The organism is Streptomyces sp. NPDC002206 (genome assembly GCF_053593595.1).
The window spans coordinates 389,970-406,279 of the sequence record NZ_JBSFCW010000003.1; the positions used below are offsets into that span (position 1 = coordinate 389,970).

Annotated in this window: 18 protein-coding genes and 1 pseudogene; 10 read left to right on the forward strand and 9 right to left on the reverse strand. The window is 69.4% G+C overall.

The genetic code is table 11. The features are described from left to right. The first annotated feature begins 172 nt into the window (after positions 1–172). A complete protein-coding gene (locus ACWCP8_RS09880; RefSeq protein WP_451115200.1) occupies positions 173–1,813 on the forward strand; it encodes a serine/threonine-protein kinase in 1,641 nt (546 codons plus the stop codon). Positions 1,814–1,832: 19 nt separating this feature from the next. Here the strand turns inward: ACWCP8_RS09880 and ACWCP8_RS09885 are convergent, their stop codons facing one another. Continuing rightward, complete coding sequence (locus tag ACWCP8_RS09885; protein WP_352266532.1) at positions 1,833–2,642, reverse strand: SGNH/GDSL hydrolase family protein; 810 nt, start codon at positions 2,640–2,642, stop codon at positions 1,833–1,835. A gap of 264 nt (positions 2,643–2,906) precedes the next feature. Here ACWCP8_RS09885 and ACWCP8_RS09890 point away from each other — a divergent pair, with 264 nt between their 5' ends. Further along, positions 2,907–4,001, forward strand: a complete 1,095-nt coding sequence (locus ACWCP8_RS09890; RefSeq protein ID WP_451115202.1) for a DUF5925 domain-containing protein — start codon at positions 2,907–2,909, stop codon at positions 3,999–4,001. A 151-nt stretch (positions 4,002–4,152) separates the two neighbouring features. Here the strand turns inward: ACWCP8_RS09890 and ACWCP8_RS09895 are convergent, their stop codons facing one another. Continuing rightward, complete coding sequence (locus ACWCP8_RS09895) at positions 4,153–4,527, reverse strand: GntR family transcriptional regulator (protein ID WP_352266534.1); 375 nt, start codon at positions 4,525–4,527, stop codon at positions 4,153–4,155. Between the two features lie 69 nt (positions 4,528–4,596). On the opposite strand from ACWCP8_RS09895, the gene ACWCP8_RS09900 reads away from it, so the two are divergent. Together ACWCP8_RS09900 and ACWCP8_RS09905 are read left to right on the forward strand one after the other, a co-directional pair. Beyond that, positions 4,597–5,517: an N-acetyltransferase family protein gene (locus tag ACWCP8_RS09900; RefSeq protein ID WP_451115204.1), complete on the forward strand. Its 921-nt coding sequence runs from the start codon at positions 4,597–4,599 to the stop codon at positions 5,515–5,517. After that, positions 5,498–6,007 carry a DUF402 domain-containing protein gene (locus ACWCP8_RS09905; RefSeq protein ID WP_352266536.1) on the forward strand — a complete coding sequence of 170 codons (510 nt, stop codon included), beginning with the start codon at positions 5,498–5,500 and terminating at the stop codon, positions 6,005–6,007. The genes ACWCP8_RS09900 and ACWCP8_RS09905 overlap by 20 nt, the downstream gene beginning before the upstream one ends. Here ACWCP8_RS09905 and ACWCP8_RS09910 read toward each other — a convergent pair. Beyond that, positions 6,004–7,482, reverse strand: a complete 1,479-nt coding sequence (locus ACWCP8_RS09910; protein WP_352266537.1) for a trifunctional class I SAM-dependent methyltransferase/NUDIX hydrolase/VOC family protein — start codon at positions 7,480–7,482, stop codon at positions 6,004–6,006. The genes ACWCP8_RS09905 and ACWCP8_RS09910 overlap by 4 nt on opposite strands. Before the next feature lie 598 nt (positions 7,483–8,080). On the opposite strand from ACWCP8_RS09910, the gene ACWCP8_RS09915 reads away from it, so the two are divergent. Next, the gene (locus ACWCP8_RS09915) at positions 8,081–8,647 is read left to right on the forward strand and encodes a SigE family RNA polymerase sigma factor (protein ID WP_451115206.1); all 567 of its coding nucleotides are present in this window, start codon (positions 8,081–8,083) and stop codon (positions 8,645–8,647) included. Continuing rightward, entirely contained in the window at positions 8,644–9,861 is a 1,218-nt protein-coding gene (locus tag ACWCP8_RS09920) for a WD40 repeat domain-containing protein (protein ID WP_352266539.1), read from the forward strand. The genes ACWCP8_RS09915 and ACWCP8_RS09920 overlap by 4 nt, the downstream gene beginning before the upstream one ends. A gap of 3 nt (positions 9,862–9,864) precedes the next feature. On the opposite strand, the pseudogene ACWCP8_RS09925 reads toward ACWCP8_RS09920, so the two are convergent. Continuing rightward, a pseudogene (locus tag ACWCP8_RS09925) lies at positions 9,865–10,032 on the reverse strand (4-hydroxy-tetrahydrodipicolinate synthase); the annotation flags it as partial. A 19-nt stretch (positions 10,033–10,051) separates the two neighbouring features. Between ACWCP8_RS09925 and ACWCP8_RS09930 the strand changes: the two are divergent. The 4 genes from ACWCP8_RS09930 (at position 10,052) to ACWCP8_RS09945 (ending at position 11,272) form a co-directional block, all read left to right on the forward strand. Beyond that, complete coding sequence (locus ACWCP8_RS09930) at positions 10,052–10,336, forward strand: hypothetical protein (RefSeq protein ID WP_352266540.1); 285 nt, start codon at positions 10,052–10,054, stop codon at positions 10,334–10,336. A gap of 77 nt (positions 10,337–10,413) precedes the next feature. Beyond that, positions 10,414–10,611: a DUF6233 domain-containing protein gene (locus ACWCP8_RS09935; RefSeq protein WP_352266541.1), complete on the forward strand. Its 198-nt coding sequence runs from the start codon at positions 10,414–10,416 to the stop codon at positions 10,609–10,611. Positions 10,612–10,674: 63 nt separating this feature from the next. Further along, positions 10,675–10,899: a hypothetical protein gene (locus ACWCP8_RS09940; RefSeq protein ID WP_451115209.1), complete on the forward strand. Its 225-nt coding sequence runs from the start codon at positions 10,675–10,677 to the stop codon at positions 10,897–10,899. Between the two features lie 160 nt (positions 10,900–11,059). Further along, positions 11,060–11,272, forward strand: a complete 213-nt coding sequence (locus tag ACWCP8_RS09945) for a hypothetical protein (protein WP_352266543.1) — start codon at positions 11,060–11,062, stop codon at positions 11,270–11,272. Between the two features lie 687 nt (positions 11,273–11,959). Here ACWCP8_RS09945 and ACWCP8_RS09950 read toward each other — a convergent pair. The 5 genes from ACWCP8_RS09950 to ACWCP8_RS09970 form a co-directional block, all read right to left on the reverse strand. Continuing rightward, entirely contained in the window at positions 11,960–13,132 is a 1,173-nt protein-coding gene (locus ACWCP8_RS09950; protein WP_451115211.1) for a site-specific integrase, read from the reverse strand. A gap of 69 nt (positions 13,133–13,201) precedes the next feature. Continuing rightward, the gene (locus ACWCP8_RS09955; protein WP_451115213.1) at positions 13,202–13,417 is read right to left on the reverse strand and encodes a helix-turn-helix domain-containing protein; all 216 of its coding nucleotides are present in this window, start codon (positions 13,415–13,417) and stop codon (positions 13,202–13,204) included. A gap of 391 nt (positions 13,418–13,808) precedes the next feature. Continuing rightward, positions 13,809–14,984, reverse strand: a complete 1,176-nt coding sequence (locus tag ACWCP8_RS09960; RefSeq protein ID WP_451115215.1) for a DUF3631 domain-containing protein — start codon at positions 14,982–14,984, stop codon at positions 13,809–13,811. Further along, positions 14,981–15,337, reverse strand: a complete 357-nt coding sequence (locus ACWCP8_RS09965) for a hypothetical protein (RefSeq protein WP_451115217.1) — start codon at positions 15,335–15,337, stop codon at positions 14,981–14,983. Before ACWCP8_RS09965 ends, ACWCP8_RS09960 begins: the two co-directional genes overlap by 4 nt. Then, positions 15,334–16,239 (reverse strand): bifunctional DNA primase/polymerase, encoded by a 906-nt coding sequence (locus ACWCP8_RS09970; protein ID WP_451115219.1) that lies wholly within the window; start codon positions 16,237–16,239, stop codon positions 15,334–15,336. Before ACWCP8_RS09970 ends, ACWCP8_RS09965 begins: the two co-directional genes overlap by 4 nt. Positions 16,240–16,310 lie beyond the last annotated feature (71 nt).

Consider the following 16,310-nt stretch of genomic DNA (forward strand, 5'->3'; position numbering starts at 1 on the left):
GGTTGACGACCGGACTCATAATTCGCTCGATTCCAGGGCGAGTTGGACAGATCGGGAGCAGTTGCACCGCAGCGGCGGATTGTTGCGCAAGGGGGTCTGGAACGGGCCGGTCTGAGCTAGCGTGGAGAGGTTTCCGCCGTGCTGCCGCCACTCCTGCGGATGGGGGATCACCGTGAGCGAAGTGCCGGGCGACGACCGACTGATCGCGGGCCGCTACCGCCTGCTGGGCCCCCTGGGCCAGGGCGGGATGGGGGTCGTGTGGCGGGCGCGCGACGAGGTGCTGGGGCGAGAGGTCGCCGTGAAGGAGGTCCGCGCCCCGTCGGGGCTCGCCTCCTCCGACGTACAACGGCTGTACGCGCGCCTGGAGCGGGAGGCGTGGGCGGCGGCCCGGGTCTCGCACCGCAATGTGGTGACCGTCTACGACGTGGCGACCGAGGACTCCCGCCCGTGGATCGTGATGGAGCTGATCCGGGGGCTTGCACTGTCCGAAGTGCTGGACGCCGAGGGTCCGATGACCCCTCAGCGGGCCGCGCGCATCGGCGCGGAGGTGCTGGCCGCGCTGCGCAGCGCCCATGCCTCCGGGGTGCTGCACCGTGATGTGAAGCCCGGCAATGTGCTCCTCGCCAACGACGGGCGGGTGGTGCTGACGGATTTCGGTATCGCCATGGTCGAGGGGACGTCCGCACTCACCATGACGGGTGAGCTGATCGGTTCGCCGGAGTTCCTCGCACCGGAACGCGCACTGGGGCGCACGCCGGGGCCCGAGTCGGATCTATGGTCGCTCGGAGTGCTTCTGTACGCCGCGACCGAGGGCAATTCGCCGTTCCGTCAGAACACACCGCTGAACACCCTCCGGGCGGTGGTCGACGAAGAACTGCCGCCGCCCCGGCGGGCCGGCCCGCTCGCCCCGGTCGTCGAGGGGCTGTTGCGCAAGGATCCCGCCGAGCGGCTCTCCGCCGAACAGGCCGAGCACCAGCTGCGCATCATCGCGGCGGGCGGGGCGCCGCGCGTTACCGGGGCGGGTACGCCGGATCCGTACGGTCCGACGACGACGGCCGGCACCCTCACACCCCGGGCACCCCTTCCCGTACCACCACCGCCCTCCCCGGACCTGTCCACGACGGCCGAAGTCACCCCCGCCGGGCCGCCGCGCCGGGCGGTCGCACTGCTCGCCGTGGGCGTGGCGGTGCTGCTGCTGGCGGTCGGCGGGATCATCTGGACGCTCGCGGACCGGGGCGACGACGGCGACACGGGAGGTGCCACGGGCAGCGGCCCGGGTGCGACCAGCAGCGCTCCGCACACGACGCCCGCCGCACAGGAGGCGCCCGGATCCGCCGGAGCGCAGGGCGGCAGCAGCTCCACCGGCGACGGCGACACCGCGGGCAAGGCCGTAGGCGGCGCGAGCAGCCACAGCAGTACGAGCAAGCCGCCGCCGCAGACCGTGACGGTTTATCTCACCTCGGTGCGCGGCAGTTACGAGGGCAGCTGTCCTCCCCCGCACGCATCGGCGCCTGCGGTCGAGGCGACCGTCACGGTGGGGCGTACGCCGGTGGAGGTCGAGTACCGGTGGGTGCTGAAGGACGGTACGAGTTCCGATCCCGGCTGGCAGTCGCTGTCCTTCGGTTCCGGCGACGGGCGCGCGAAGCAGGTGTCGCACACAGAACTGACGTACCAGCAGGACACCACGTACCACGGAACGATCACGCTGGAGGTCAGGAGTCCGGTCGCGGTCACCTCGAACGGGGTGGAGTTCTCGGTGACCTGCCGGACGGAGACCCCGTCGAACGGGGCCTCCTACCCGGCGGAGGAGTGATCCGGGCGGTCCGCCCGGGTCAGGCGGCGGAGCTGAAGGCGGGCAGGTAGCCGCCCGACTGTCCGGCTGCGGTGGGGTGGTACGACTCACCGATGTTGAGCCAGTTGACGCTGTGCAGCCATGCGCTTCCCGAGCAGATCTCGTGCCCGGTGAACCTCCCGGCGACATCGCTGAAGGTGAAGCCGTGGTCGGCCGCGCGCTTGGCGGTTGCCGCGTTGAGGTAGTCGGACGCGCTGTTGATGGCGGAGCGCTCGGTCTCGCTCAGACCGGCGATGCAGCTGCCGCCGAGCTTGTAGAAGCGGGGGTAACCGAGGACGACCACATGGGCGGACGGCGCCTTGGACCTGATCGCCGTGTACACCGAGTTGAGCTTGCCGGGCAGGGTGGTGTCGACGTAGCTGCGGGCTGTGGCGATCCGGCTGAGGCAGGTGGACTCCGACTGGAGCACACAGGTGGTCATGACATCGGCGAAGCCTGCGTCGTTGCCGCCGATGGAGATCGAGACGAGGTCGGTCGAGGAGTTGAGCGGGGAGAGCTGTCCGGCCGTCACATCGTCGGTGCGGGCACCCGAGCAGGCGGTGAAGGCGAACGACGCGGGCGAGTTGGCGCTCGCCCAGAGGTTGGGGTAGGCCTTGGTGCTGCGCTTGCAGTCACCACTGGCACTGTCATAGCTGCCGGACCCGACCCCGGAGGAGTACGAGTCGCCGAGGGCAACGTAGTCGACGGCCAGGACGGACGATGCGGCGTTCGCGGTGGCTGCCCCGGTGAGGGCAAGTACGGCACCGAGCAGGAGCGAGGACGAGAACGCCACAAGTCTGGACATTTTCATAGAACCTCCCTTGGACCGAACCGGCAGGATCTCTGCCTACTCAGTGGTAGCAGCAGCATCGTCGGTCCGGAAGTGTCCATGCCAAGTCGATCGGATGAGCGCTTCCTGACGACCTCCTGAGGCTGCATCACACCGGAATCCGGCATCTTTCGCACCAACGGACAAAGCGGCTGCCGCGGAGTGAACGGCCCATGTGCGGGCCGGTTGACGGGAGGTGGCGAAACCTGGGTGCGTCGGGTGCCTGCGTGCCGGATCATGGGCGCCATGTCTGCCAACCCTGAGGCCGCTCTGCCGATCCGGCTCACCGTCGACGACAGCGATTCCCCTGCCGATGTCGTCGACGCGCTGTTCCTCGGCCGCTTCGCGACGGGCGAGCAGCCGTACTCGCACAGTTCCTCCCTCGACCGGGTGAAGTCCGGGGCGACGCTGCTGCCGCCCGCCGCCAAGGTGCTGCGCGCCGCCCGTGACGACGACCGCAGCGCCACACTCGCCGAGGGCGACGGCTGGACGCTCCTCATCTCGCGGTGGAACCGCGGCGCCGACGTCACCGTCACCGCGACCACCCCCGAGCTGGCGCAGCAGATCCTCGATCAGGCGACGGACGGCGCCCAGGACGAACCGGAACCGCAGCCCGAGAATGTGACGATGGGCTTCTGGTACGTCTCCCCGCGCCGCGGCCCGCACCGCACCACCCGGCAGATCGCCGCCGGCACATGGGGCGAGGTGCGCAACAACTACACGGCACCGGTGGCCGACGCCATGGACCGGCTGATGAAGGTGACCCCGGACGACATCGCGGGCCGGCTGCTCCTGCTGCACGGCCCGCCCGGCACCGGCAAGACATCGGCGCTGCGCACGCTGGCGCGGTCCTGGCGGGACTGGTGCCAGGTCGACTGCGTACTCGATCCGGAGCGGCTCTTCAACGACGTCGGCTATCTCATGGACATCGCGATCGGCGAGGACGACGGCACGACGAAGGGCCGGTGGCGGCTGCTGCTCCTGGAGGACTGCGACGAACTGATCCGCGGCGAGGCCAAGCACACGGCGGGCCAGGCGCTGTCCCGGCTGCTGAACCTCACCGACGGGCTGCTGGGCCAGGGCCGCAATGTGCTGGTGGGGGTGACGACCAATGAGGACCTGGAACGGCTCCACCCGGCGGTGGTCAGGCCGGGCCGCTGCCTGGCCCGGATCGAGGTGGGCCCACTGAGCCGCCGGGAGGCGGTGTCCTGGCTGGGTACGGAGGAGGGGCTCGGTCGGGAGGGCGCGACGCTGGCCGAGCTGTACGCACTGCGGCGCGGCACCGGGCCGGCGTCGGTACCGAAGCAGGACGCGGGGGCGGACGCGGGACTGTACCTCTGAGGTGTTGTCCTCAATCGCCGGACAGGCTTGAAATCAGGCCCGTCCGGCACTTGGGCACAACCGTTGAGCCCGTCCGGCGCCTGAGGACAACTTTCGGGCCCGTCCGGCACTCGATGGCGGAACGGCCACCGAACGGCCCCGGTTCGCCCTGTCACCCCTGGTACGCCACCCGTACCGCATCCTCCACCAGCGACGCGGCCCGGGCGCGGGACAGCCCGAGCCGCTTCGCCTGCTCCGCGTACTCCCGCGCCGCCGCTGCCGCCTTGCGGTCCGCCGTATCGCCCGCGGCGGCGATGAACGTACCGTTGCGCCCGCGGGTCTCGATCACCCCGTCCGCCTCCAGGGCCCGGTACGCCTTGGCGACGGTGTTCGCGGCGAGGCCGAGCTCCTCGGCGAAGCCGCGTACGGTCGGAAGTCTGTAGCCGACGGGAAGTTCGCCGGACCGGGCCAGTTCGGCGATCTGCGTGCGCAGTTGCTCGTACGGGGCGGTGCCGGCGTCCGGATCAAGCGCGATCTTCAAGGTCACGGACCGATTCTCCCCCACCGACGGAAATTCGGAGGCGACCGGGCCGGACCGCCGCGTACCGTCCGGCGCATGACAGTCATCGTGCGCGACTTCCTGCCCACCGATGCCGAGGCCTGGGTACGGGTGCGGCGAGCCGCACTCCCGTACATGGTGACCACACCCGAGCAGGTCGTCTTCGAGCAGGCGACCGCCCACCCCGACAAGCGGTACCGGCTGCTGATCGCCGAGGAGGACGGGGAGATCATCGGCACCGCGCAGGTCGGTATCGCCTATGACAGCCCGGAATCCGGCCAGGGCTTCTGCAACCCCTACACGCTCCCCCGGCGCGCGGGCCGCGGGGCGGGCTCGCTGCTGGTGCGCACCGCCGAGGAGTATCTGGCCGATGCGGGGGCCGTCGCCGTCTACACCTGGGTGCTCGACGAACCGGCGAACCGGGTCTTCGCCGAGAAGCGCGGCTATACGCCGAGCCGCCCGGCGCACTTCCTCCATCTCGACCTGGCGCACGGCTCCCTGCCGCCCCGTCAGGAGCTCCCGGCCGGTGTGGAGCTGCGTACGGCCGCCGACTTCGCCGACGACCCGCGGCCGCTGTTCGAGGCGGACGCCGAGTCCACGGCGGACGAGCCGAGCGACACCCCGGCCGAACTCGCGGACTACGAGGACTGGCTGCAGCACACGTGGAACAACCCCGGTCTCGACCGGGAACTCACCTCGGTCGCGGTGGTGGACGGCCAGGTGGCGGCGTTCAGCGCGGCGAACACCGACGGTCTGACCCGCTACTGGTCGGGGATGACGGGCACCCGCAGGGCGAACCGCAACCGGGGCCTGGCAAAGCTCGCCAAGAACGACTCGCTGCAGCGGGCACGCGCGGCCGGCTACACGGACGCGTACACCGGCAACGACGCGGACAACGGCCCGATGCTGGCGATCAACACATGGTTCGGCTACAAGATCTGCGCCACGGAGGTACGGCATGTACGCAGGCTCGGTTGAGGTCGCTCTGGTCAAGGCGGGCCGGACGAAGATCCGCTACCCGGCGGACGTCGTACGCGACGACGGCATCCGGGTGACGGTGACGGCCCCGTGGGCCGCGCCGGGCGTGCGCGACTTCGGCTTCGTACGGTTCGAGCCGGGCGATGTCTTCACCGAGCACTACTGGCGCGACCGGTGGTTCGCGGTGAAGGAGGTCCGTACCGGTGGGGGGACGCTGAAGGGCTGGTACTGCGACATCACCCGGCCTGCCGTGCTGCGCGACGGGGAACTGCTCGTGGAGGACCTGGATCTCGACCTGTGGGTGTCGGCGGACGGCTCCTCCGTACTGCGACTGGACGAGGACGAGTTCGAGGAGAGCGGCCTGGCCGCACGTGATCCGGCGGCTGCGGATGCCGCCCGCCGGGCGCTGGACGAGCTGGAACGCCTGGCCCTGGCGGGCGGGCTCGCGGGGCTGCTGGCACCGCCGAGCCCGTCCCGCGACACCACCTAACGCACCACCAGCTCCACCTCGAAGCCCGCCGCATCCTCCAGATACGCGGCGCAGTGCCCCTCGCCGCCCGCGTACGGATGGCGGTCCGGGAACAGCAGTCGCCAGCCGTGGTCCGGGGCCCGCGCCACCAGTGCGTCCAGCGTGGCCCGGTCCCGGACATGGAACGCCAGGTGGTTCAGACCCGGGCGGAGCCGGTCATGCGGCCCCGGGGTCAGATCGGCCGACTGCTCGATCACCAGATAGCTGTCGCCGCGCCGCCAGCTGCGGCCGCGCTCCCAGCTCTGGTACGGCACATGGCCCAGCTCGCCGAGCAGCCAGCCCCATCCCGCCTCGGCCGCCACCAGGTCGGGCACCCACAGCTCGATGTGGTGCACCCCTCCGGTGCCGGCCCCGCCCGACGGCAGCGGGACCGCGCGGCGGATGCCGTGCGGCTGGTAGGCCACGGTGTCGCCGTCCTCGTGCCAGTGGATCAGGAAGCGCTCTCCCGCCCGGTATCCGTCCAGCCCCGCACGGCAGTAAGCGACGATGTCGTCGGGCAGGCCGTCCAGCGGGAACCAGGCGAGTCCGGAGCACTTCTCCGGTTCACGGTTGTACGGCGGGCGGGCCGGGTCGTACTCCGCCTCGAAGAACCAGCCGGTCCGGGGGGCGCCGCCGGGGCCGCGGTGCTGCATGACCAGGGCGACCCGCAGCTCGTCCGGGTCCAGTTCGACACCGATCTCCTCGGCGGCCTCGCGGATCATCGCCTCGCGGACGTCCTCGCCGTCCTCCACATGTCCGGACGGGCCGTTGAACAGCCCGTCCGCGTATCCCGTACGGGCGCGGCGGGCGAGCAGGACGTCGGGGCCGCGACGGAGGATCAGATGCACATCGACGATCTCGGTGTGCCGGTGCGGTGGTTCGGCGCGGGCCAGCAGTGCGTAGCGGTCGTCGTCGACGTGCTTGCCCCACAGGTCCGGGTCGTCGGAGAGCCGCTCGTGGTGGATGCGCTCGGTGAACGGGGCGAGGAGTCCGGTCAGCTGCCCGGCGGAGAGACCCACCCCGCCCCACACCCCTTCGATCATCAGCAGCCGCCCGCCGGGCCGCAGCAGTCCGAACCAGTGCCGCAGGGCCGCCGCGGGGTCGGGCAGCAGCCACACCACATGACGGACCATGATCACGTCGAACTGCTGCTTACCGACCGGCGGTCGGGCCGCATCCCCGACCAGCACCTCGGCACCCGTCCCGACGAGCTTGGCCCGCGCCTGCTCGACCATGCGCGGCGACCGGTCGACGGCGGTGACGCGGTGGCCCTGCCCGGTGACGAGCAGGGCCAGACTTCCGGTGCCGCATCCCAGGTCGAGTACATCGGAGCGCTCACCGGGCAGCCAGCTCTCCAACCGCTGCGCCCATGCGTGCCGGACCACCGGATCGAGCAGCCCGTGGTCGGGCTCCTCGTCGAAGGAGTCGGCGGCGGAGTCCCAGTCGATCGTCGTCATGCGCCGATCGTCCCAGCCACCACCGACACAGTCGATCAGCAGGCCGACCGCTCACGGTGGTGGAAGGGGTGGCACGCGCTGCCCGCGCGCCGCTCCACCGGCTCGCCCGCGGACGGCGGGACGGAGCGGACGGCGGGACGGAGCGGACGGCGGGACGGAGCGGACGGCGGGACGGAGCGGACGGCGGGACGGAGCGGACGGCGCGGAGTGGAGGCGCCGGACCACGTCTTCTTCGATCGCTGCTGAGCGGGTCCTTGAGCCCGCCACAACAGTCCTACCGGGTGTCGCGGACCTCTCTGCGCAGGTCAGCGCCCGGTCACGGGACTCGCACGCCCACCGGGGAGCCAAAGCGGGAGCCATCGTGCGACGATCACGAGGATTCCGACATACCGTCGGCCGTCGACGCAGTCGGGACACCGAAGAGCTTGTGCAGGCCGTCGTCACGCAGGCCCCGGATTTACCAACAGCGTCCGGATCCCGGTGCGGGCCGCCCGCTTATTTTTTGCGTACACACAGGCATAGCGGGGGGCCGCCGCGGACGTCATCAAGGACAGCAAGCCCGCCGAGGAAGATCCCAGAACAACAAGAGAAGGTGACGATGGATGCCGAGGGCCAGGAAAACTTCCGGGAGTTCGTGGAGAACAGGTCGTCCGCGCTGCTGAAGACCGCCGTCCTGCTCAGCGGCGGCGACCGGCACGCAGCCGAGGATTTGCTGCAGAACGCACTGATCAAGGCCGCGGGACGCTGGCACCGCATCGACGAGCCCGAGGCGTACGTACGGCAGATCCTCTACCGGCAGCAGGTGAGTCGCTGGCGGCTGAAGTGGCCGCGGCGCGAACTGAGCGTTCCCGAGCCGCTGGAGAACCCCGCGCGCCACGGCACCGACGACGGGCCTGGCGCGGCCGACCTGCGCATCGTCATGCGCGCCGCACTGGCCCGGCTCACCGCCCGTCAGCGCACCGTCCTCGTACTGCGCTACTTCGAGGACCTGCCCGAGGCCGACGTCGCCCGTCTCCTCGGCTGCTCGGTCGGCACGGTGCGGTCCACCACGCACCGCTCCCTCGCCCGGCTGCGGCGCCTCGCCCCCGAACTGGCCGCACTCGGCCCCGCGGGCTCCGAGCAGCAGCCGTCCCGTGACTTCTCGCCTGTGGAGGTGCGTCCGTGAACGTCGACGAACTGGTGCGCGACTCGCTGCGCGAACAGGCCGCCGAACAGCCGGCACCGGGGCCGGGCTTCGCCGAGCGGGTGCTGACGGTCCGACGGCGCCGTCGGACCCGGGCGCTCGCGTCCGCCGCCGCGGCCACCGCCGCCGTGGTCGCCGTCGCGGTGGCGGTCCCGCTCCTGGACTCCGGCAAGGACGACGTGCTCCTCGCAAGCGAGATGAACCCGGGCGACGTCATCGCCCACCCGGACCAGACACCGCCGCGCGACCTGATCGCGGCGGGGGACGTCGCGCTGGCCGCGTACTACACCTGGAGCAACGTCAAGCAGACGGACGACCGCGGTGTCGCCGTCCGCACCTACCAGCTCCTCGACCAGAAGACCGGCACGTACGTGAAGACGACCAAGTGGTCCGTCATCGACGTCGCCCCCGGCATGCGGACCGCCGCCGTCCTGGAAAAGGACCTGCCCGCCAAGCGGATCGGCCTGCTCAACCTGCTCACCGGCGAGGTCGAGCGCTGGATCCCGGTCGACCGCGGCGTCGCGGGCGTCGAGTTCTCGCCAGACGGCAGCAAGCTCGTCGCGACGACGTACAACACGAACCCCGACCTGCGGTACAAGGCGGACTACGACAGCGACGGCGACGGCAAGAAGAACGACTGGATGCCGCAGTACGGTCAGTCGAACCGGACCGGCTTCTACGTCCTCGACGTGGACTCCGGCAAAGGCTCCTGGAGCGAGGTCACGTACAACAGCGACGACCTCAACGTCCGCCAGGACTTCGCCTTCAGCCACGACGGCAAGCTGGTCTACTCCGGACTCACGACGAGTCCCCACATGCAGTACTACGACTTCGTGGGCAACGAGGTCGCCAAGCCCGCGAACGAGGAGTACGTGCACTGGTTCAACGACGCGGGGCTGTCCCCGGGCGGCAAGCTCGTCGCGGGCGGCTACGCAGGTAACAACAAGAAGTCCGCATCCGAGCTCCTCGACCCCTACACCGGCAAGCGGGTCACCAAGGTGAACGGGCAGCAACTGCTTGCCTGGGTCGACGACAAGCGGCTCATCGCCTGGGACATCACGCCGGGCTCGAACGAGTTCCACAACCGGCTCGTGCTCGTCACGATCGGCAGCGACAAGGTCGTACCGCTGAGCGGTTTCCGCAAGGGGAACGACGGCGCGGCCGGACGCTGGACGCCGATCTTCGCCGAACGCTGATGAGGCGGCCGCCAGCCGCTCGTACGCCGCCGGCATCCCGTCGGCCGCCTCCCGGCCGGCGGCCCGCAGCGGTGCGCGGACCGGGCTCGCGGGCAGCCCGAGCGACCCGAGCAGCGCCTTCGCTGTGACCGTGCCGGGCAGCCCCGACGTCGTCATCAACTCGATGAGCGGTGGATGAGACCATCCTTGGGTGGCAGACGCACAGCTTCCTCCGGGGTGGACCCTTCAGCAGATCCGCGACGTATCCGGGGACCAAGAGGCTGTCGTCCTGGATCCGAACAGGGCGGTGAAGCGGGTCGCCTTCGACGGAGCCGACGAGGTGCTGCAACCAGAAATCGTGCTCGGGTTCCGCAGTCTGTGCCTCGTGAAGCCCGTCCGTGACGACGACTGGTACATGGGCAGCCTGTACGAAGACGGCAGCGTCGACTGTTGGACAGCCTACGACGACCTGTGCGAGGCACTACGCGGCCTGTAGGGGCACGGGCCGAGCGGGTCCAACTGCGCTCCCAGGGGGGACCCGGCAGCCGAGCGCTCAGAGGCTCAGGGCGCCCGGTGGGACGCCGTACGCGACCCCGTACGACGTCAGCGCCGGCAGCCCGCTGCCCTGGCGTCTACATCGACGACTGCACGATGACCAGCAACAACACGCATCCTGTCTCGGCGCAGGATGCTCGGATGGCGCTCACGGACGCGCAAGTGGAGGCGTGCGTGTTCTGCCGACCGGACACCGAGCCAGGGATCCTCGACTGAGCCCCCGCACGAGCGAGTGCGGGGGCTCGATCCATATTCGGATGGCCGGAGCACACTGGGAGTATGTCCGGACAAGCGCCCGTGATCGTTCACCCGCCGCAGCCGGACGGCGGACGGCGGGTGACGATCCGCAATGAGTACGTCGGCACGGCGTACCACCTGCTCGACGTGGTGGAGTTCCTACGCCTCGCAGGCCTGCCCGAGGCCGATACGAAGATCGACGACCCGGAGCTGCTCGAATGGTGCGGCGGGGGACCGTCCTACTGGGCTCCGGAGGCGCGCGGCTGAGGTTGGTGCGGTTGGGTATTCGTGAGCCCCCGCACGAGCGTGTGCAGAGGCTTCGCTGTACCCCTGTACATGCCCGGACGAGCCGAGAGACCCTGGTTAGGCAGGCCCATCCGGGCCTGGGGCTGTGCCGTGCAACGCTGCTCCTGCCACGGGGTGCGCAATGCGAGTGGAATTGATCAAACGCGCCGCCGACGTGCTGCTGGACGTCCCAGCCGACGCGCGCAAGGAGATCATCATGCTCATTGGCGCCGCGGCCGAGGCTCCGTTCCCGCCGCCAGGGGCGAAAGCGGCAGCGTTCGGCAATCAGTGCTGGGTCGAGTACATGGCCCGGGGCAACGTGATCGAAGTGATTGACGTCGGGTGCCTCTGCTGACGGAGCTACGCAGCGGCGCTCTGCTCGGTCCGGATGCGTCCGCACCTGGTGCAGCGGGCGACGGGGTCCGTGGACCGAGGTCTACCTCCTCAACCGTTCCCAAAATCTGAGCGGGAGCGAGTCCTGTTGCCAGGGCCCATGCTCAGTCGCGTGTCCCGAACGGTGTTGGACACGCTGGTTCCCCGCTGTGTCCGCACGGCCGGTCGCCGCCCTCGGGGGGCTGGTTCCGTTCCGTGTCCGGTGGAGTCCCTCACGCCCCCGGGCGGCCGGTTCGGTCTGGACGTTCCGATGCCCGTCACCATCGCTCCGGTGGTGGCGGGGCGGTTTCGTCCGTCGCCCTCGGCGTGAGTGCCCGACTCCCCTGACCGTGGTCGGAGTTTGGCCCTCAGAGGGTCAGGGCCGCTGGGTGGCTCCCGGGGAGCCAGCTGGGGAGCCACCCGGCACGACATCGGACGGTCTCCCCCGGACAACCACGGACGGCCCCTGCAGCATCGAGGCTGCTGACAGAGGCCCACCGGTGGACTTTCCTGAGCCCCCTCTTAGACGCTCCTTAAGCCCGCCACAACAGTCCTCATGAGCGTCTCAGCCCCTCCAGCGCAGGTCAGGGGCCTGCCAAGAAGCGCACGCGGCCGGCGGGGAGCCAAAGTGGGAGCCACGGCGCCTCGATCAGAGGTTTCCGGTGCACTGTCAGTCATCGTCAGGCTCGGCACTGAAGATGTTGTCCATGGCTTCGGCGCCTTCAGAGATCACGGGGCGCAGTTGCTTGCGGTAGACCCTCTCAGTGATGTTGGTGCCACTGTGGCCGACTACACGGGCGATTACCTCGATGGGAATGCCGTGATCTGACAGCAGGGAGACGAAGCTGGTCCGCAGCTCCCGCGTCGTCCAATTCTGCGGATTCTCGAAGCCTGCTTCCTTGAGAAGTGCTCTGAAGTTGCGCCGCACGTTGAGTGAGCTCCGCTGTTCGCCGTCCGCAGTCGGGAAGACAAGCCGCTTGTCAGTCCACAGGGCGCCGACGGCGGTGCATGCGTCTTCCTGCCGAGCCTTGTACCCCTGTAGAACAGTGGCCGCTTGCTGGGGCATAGCCAGCGATCGGCGGCTCTGCCTAGTCTTCGTATCACCGTGCCGACGCACAGACCTCCACACATCGACGTGTGGCCTCTCCCCCTCCTCCGGGTCGATGTGTACGTGGGTCCAGGCCAGCGGCCGGGCCTCTTCGGGCCGGACGCCTACGAGAAGTGATAGAACTACGTAGGCATGGATCCAACTGCCTTCCTTGGCCCGTAGGACCGCTTCCCCCTGCTCCAGCGACAGCGACTTGCTCGGGCGCCCAGAGCGGCCTTCCGGTACCTGAACCAGTTCGGCCACGTTCCGAACGACCTTGTTCCTTCGCTGTCCATGGCTGATGGAACGGCGAAGGATCGAATGGACCATTCTCAGGGACTGTGTAGCCAGAACGGTGGCCCTCTCCTCCAACCACTCGTCAAGCTCGTCCGCGTCCAGATCACGGAGCTTGGCAGCACCCAAGTAGGGCGTGATGTGCGTTTCCGCGAGCGTCCGGTAAGTGCCGATGCTGGTTTCGTCTCGCCCCTTCAGGCCCTTGTCGAGCCAGTCATTCACTGCTTGGGCAACGGTATAACTCGCTGACGTCTTCACACCGGCACCCAGGTCCTTCTTCAGGTCCCTGAGCTTGCGACGAACTTCGGTCTTCGTCTTCCCTGACACCTTCACTCGGTTTCGCTTACCTGCGGGCGTGTACCCGAGCGACACGGCGCCCACAAAACGATTCCTAGACTTGTCCCAGTAGATCGAGTCTTCTCCGTTGGCCACCTTGCGGCTGTGACCAGTCGGCTCGCTCATGCATGACCCTTCGTGAAACGCGCACGGGCCGCGTCCGTGCGGACGCGGCCCTGATGGGAGCGGTTGATGTCAGTGCGCGGAACGGGCCTCGCGTTTGAGTAGTTCGACGTAGTCCTCGATGTACTCCGTCGGGATGCGCCGGCAGCGGCCAATGCGGACGGTCCGAAGTCGTCCGAGCCGGATCTCTTCATAGGCGGTGGAGCGCTTCACTCCGAGGATCTCGGCCGCGGCTTCAACGCGGTGGAGTCGGCGCTGCGGGGTGGATGCGGTGGGTGCCGTGTCCATGGAGGTGTGTCTCCCTCGATATGCAGCCGATTGGAAGGGCTGGCCCCTCCCCCTGTCAGGTCCGCTACCTCCGCTACCTCCGCTACCGCCCTGGTCAGGGGCATGATCGAGGTAGCGGATAGGGGTAGCGGTAGCGGATAGAAGTCGGTTGAATGCCGGCATGCAGGAGAGCGACGACCATGCGAGAACCAGTGCCCGACTGACGACGTTTGGTTGTCTAGCTGGGTTGCTCGTCGCTCTCGCGATCCCTCTGTGGGTGGTCGGTGCTCTCCTCTTCGACGTCCTCTCCCGCTAGCCGCGCAGCGTCAAAACCGCTGCCGGCCCGGTGCGGTGAGCCATCGGGCCGGTAGCGGCAAGGTGGTGCGGGTAGCGGACAGGTAGCGGCTTGCCGCTACCTGGAAAGGGCCTCTGAGCTGGCCGGTAGCGGAGGTAGCGGAAGTAGCGGACTTTCAGTGGGGGGAGGGCAGTACCGCTGCCAGGCGTCGTAGAGGTCGCGGGCGTAGTAGCCCTTCATGACGCTGCCGCCGGTCTTGATGTTGCGGGCGGCGATGGGCTTGTTGTCCGCGGTCATGTACTCGCGGAGCATCTTGGCAAGTGCCCGGGAGTCGAGGGGCTTGCCGCCCATGTCGGCCCAGGGCGCTTCGTCGAGAGAGTTCAGCCGGTCGAGGATTGCGATGGTGGGCAGGCGGTCGATGCCGTTGAACACCTGGTCCCGCAGATCGGTGAGCAGCCGGATTCCGGTGGACCCTTTGTCGTCTGCCTTGGACGCGGTGACCATCTCGATGCACGCGGCCCGTGCCCGGTTGGGCCAGTCCCCGCCCGCCGCGTCGGCCACGGCGAGGAGGGGTTCCCATACGTCGGCGGGCCGGTCGGTGACCTCGTCGGGCATCTCGGGAAACGCCCCGTCGACCTTCTCCCGCACGCTGTCGGCCCATTCGGCGAGCCGGTCCCGCAACGCGTGGCCGATGCCCTCGTGGTGGCGCTGTCGGAACGAATCCACCTGCTCATTGGGAGCCCGGCGCCGCATGCGGACGATGACGGACCGGCTCAGGATCGTGTCGGGCAGGGTGCCGAGACCGGCGACGGCCACGGCGCAGAAGCTGGGAAACTCCTGCACCTGCTGGTTCGAGCCGTCCCCGACGCACCGATACATGACGCCGGAGCGCCGGTGGCCGGCGTTCAGGAAACCCCGCAGCTGTTCGTTCTCCCCTGCCTTGGGGCCGAACACTGTGTCGATCTCGTCGAAGAGGATCGTGGGCCGCGCATCCATTCCGGAGACGGCCCGGAAGAGGGCGGATGCGGAGGCGTTGACCGCGACCATCGGATACGGGGCAAGGGTTTCCACGATCTCCAGCGCCCTGCTCTTGCCGCTGGCCGGTTCCGGCGAGAGGAACGCAAGGCGGGGGGTGGCGTCGAAGCAGTCGAGCAGGTGGGCGTGTGCGTCCCACAACGTCACGGCGACGTACGCGGCTTCGAGCGGGAAGATGTTGAACCGGCGGTGGAAGGCCTCCACCTCATTGAGCAGGGCCGCACCGTCGAGGGGGCCCGTGATCTGCTGCGCGCTCATGCGGCGTTCCTCCTGTGCTCTGCGGGGGCGCGGTGCGGGCACTGCCCGACGCGTACACGGGTGGTCAGTTCTGTGACCGCCTTGCGGCCCCGTGCGCGCTCGTGGTGGCCACAGGCGCACAGCCAGTCGGCGATCGGGAACCCGCCCCGCTCCAGCCCTCGGAGATGAAGCCCGGGGCGGAAGCTGGTCACGGTGAGCGTCCGCGGGCCAGGGAGAACAGCAATGGGGACGGCCTGCCGGCCGACGACCTTCAGCGCGCTACTGCCGGATGCGGCCGGTGCCGGTTCGGCGATGCCGGGGCCGGTAGGGGTGGCAGGAAGGCTTTTCAGGTCCGGGCGTGGCTGGCGGCTCATGCGGCGGTCTCCCTCGGCCGGCAGGTCCGAATGGACCAGTTGAGGGCGCTGCGCACGGTGGAGCGGCACTCGGCAGCCGACAGTCCGGCCGACTCACCCGCGACCTGAAAAGCCTGCTCCACCTCGTGCCGGGGCAGGTCGCCCCATGCGACGAAACGGCCCACGGCGCGGGCGCTCCTGAGCAGCTGCTCGTTGCGGTCGCCCTCCGGTGCGGTGGCAACGGCCACGGTCTCGCGTTCCAGGGCGACTTCGGCGGCCCGGTTGCCGCACCGGGGCACGCGGATGCGTACCGGCTGTGCGGGCTGCGGGCCGGGCGTAAGGGCGGCCAGCAGCCATGCGGGAAGCTCAGCGACGGGGGCGGTGTCGGTGACCTCGTATGCCTGGCCGTTGATGGTGCTGCCAGGGGCGACGACGTTGCCGCCCCATACCCGGGTGTCGATCCGCTTGGCCAGCTTCCCTTTGCTGCTGGGGAGCCGAACTGTGGTGGGGGCGGTGAAGTACAGGTGCATTCCACCGCTGGGAGTCCGCACCCGGTAGGTGGTGGGAACGGCCTGTCCGGCGCGCTCGCAGAGCGCCTTGAAGGAATCCACACCGGAAGGTGTGTCCGCATCGTCTTCAGGCTTGGGCATGTCGAGGTCCACGACGACCAGCCCCGACGGGCCCGGCGCGAGACCGACGTTGAACGGCCGGACCGCCCACGCACCACGGATACGGTCGGTATCCAGGGTGGCGCGCTGCTCCCACTTCTGATGACCGGCCGCACAGCCTCCGGTGCCGGTGCAGTGTTCCTCTCCGTGCAGTGCGGGGGCTTTGCCGCCGGGGCGCAGAGGGTGGACGTACCAACCGCGATCGGCTGCCCGTAAGGCTGCGCAGAGCAGCGCAGTCTTGCGTTCATGGGTCATGCTGAATGCCTCCAGTTCTGTTGTGGCGTGCTGGACGAGGGCGGCCCCGGTTCATTGGCGTGAGATGGGGC